At 72.0% G+C, this 1,509-nt stretch carries 1 protein-coding gene; it reads right to left on the bottom strand.

The window, feature by feature from the left end; all coding sequences use genetic code 11:
- Positions 1 to 1,145: FAD-binding oxidoreductase (locus PKE44_RS19420; RefSeq protein ID WP_324554503.1), on the bottom strand; the 1,145-nt coding region annotated here is incomplete at its 3' end.
- Between the last annotated feature and the right edge of the window lie 364 nt (positions 1,146 to 1,509).

Below are 1,509 nucleotides of genomic sequence, written 5' to 3'. Positions count from 1 at the left end.
GCCCAGCCGAAACGCGACAGGTCGAGGCTGCGCGAGGCGCCGGTCGTGACCCATTCGGCGAGTGCGCGGCCGACTGCCGGCGCCTGCTGCAGACCGTGACCGCTGAAGCCGTTGGCGAACAGCAGGTTGTCGAGGCCCGGGTGCGGGCCGAGGATGGCGTTGCAGTCGAGCGTGTTGACGTCGTAATGCCCGGCCCAGGCGCTCTTGACGCGCACCGCCTCGAAGGCCGGCACGCGCGCGGCGAGCAGCGGCCACAGGCGCTCCTCCCACTGGCTCCAGTCGACCTCGAAGCCCGGATCGACCGGATCGGCCCCGGGCGGCGGGGCGATGCCGGCGATCCAGCCCGGACCTTCGGGCCGGAACCAGGCGCCGGACGGGTCGACCACCAGCGGACTGCCGCTGATCGGCGTCGCGCACTGGAAATGGAACACGCAGCGCTTGCGCGCCTCGACCGGCAACTCGATGCCGGCGAGGGCGGCGAGACTGGTGGCGCCGGTGCCGGCGCAGTTGAGCAGCCAGCGGCAGCCGACCGTCGCGCCGCCGGCCAGGCGCACCGATTCGATGCGCCGGCCGCGCCGGCTCAGGCCGACCACGCAGTCCTCGACGTACTCGGCGCGCAGCGAGCGCGCCTTGCGCTTCAGTGCCCGCAGCAGGCTCCAGGCATCGAGCCAGCCTTCGCCGGACAGACCGAGCGAGGCACCGGCAAGATCGCCGGTCGCGAGCCACGGAAAGCATTCGGCGAGCAGTTGCGGCTTGAGCAGGCGCACATCGGCGCCGAGCGCGCGCTGCGTCTCGTGCCGGGTTTCGAGCGCCGTCAGCCCTTCGGGTCCGGCGAGGAACAGATAGCCACCCTCGCGGAAACCGACGTTCGGCACCTCGTCATCGACGCGCAGCGCCGTGCCGACCTCGCGCAGGAAGGCGGTGCCGAACTGCGACAGCCGGATGTTCTCGGGCGTCGAGAACTGGTGGCGGATCGAGGCCGCCGACAGCGTCGTCGCCGCCTCGCGGTAGCTCGCGTCCTTCTCGACCACGAGCAGCGAGGCCCCGGCAAAGGCCGGATCGGCGGCCAGGAAATAGGCTGCCGCACTGCCGACCGCGGCACCGCCGACGATCACCACATCGTACCGCTCACGCAGGGGCTGCACGTCTGCTGCTCTCCTCGGCCTCGTTTGCGTCCATCGGCTGCCGGCGAAACTCCGCCGGCACGGTTCCCGTACCCGCGCGCGCACGGTCGCGCGGCGACTGGGCGGCGGCGCAGTATGCGCAGCGGACCGATCCCGTCAGTTCTCCGAAAGAGGTATGACAGCCGGACGGGGATCGCCGTTTCCGATCGGAAACGCCGTGCTACATTGGAATCACTTTTGTCCGCTCCGGCAAGTCCGGACGGCTGCCTGCGGAGCACACCCCATGCCCGTCGTCGCCGAAACCCCGACCTCCCCTGCCGATGGCGCCCCGATCCGGCCCGCGAACGCGCCGCCGGCGCCGCTCGCCGAGCGCCTGCGCCGCCTG

This window comes from Plasticicumulans sp., from assembly GCF_035331805.1.
GTDB lineage: Bacteria > Pseudomonadota > Gammaproteobacteria > Competibacterales > Competibacteraceae > Plasticicumulans.
This window is presented reverse-complemented; position numbering and strand designations above follow the sequence as displayed.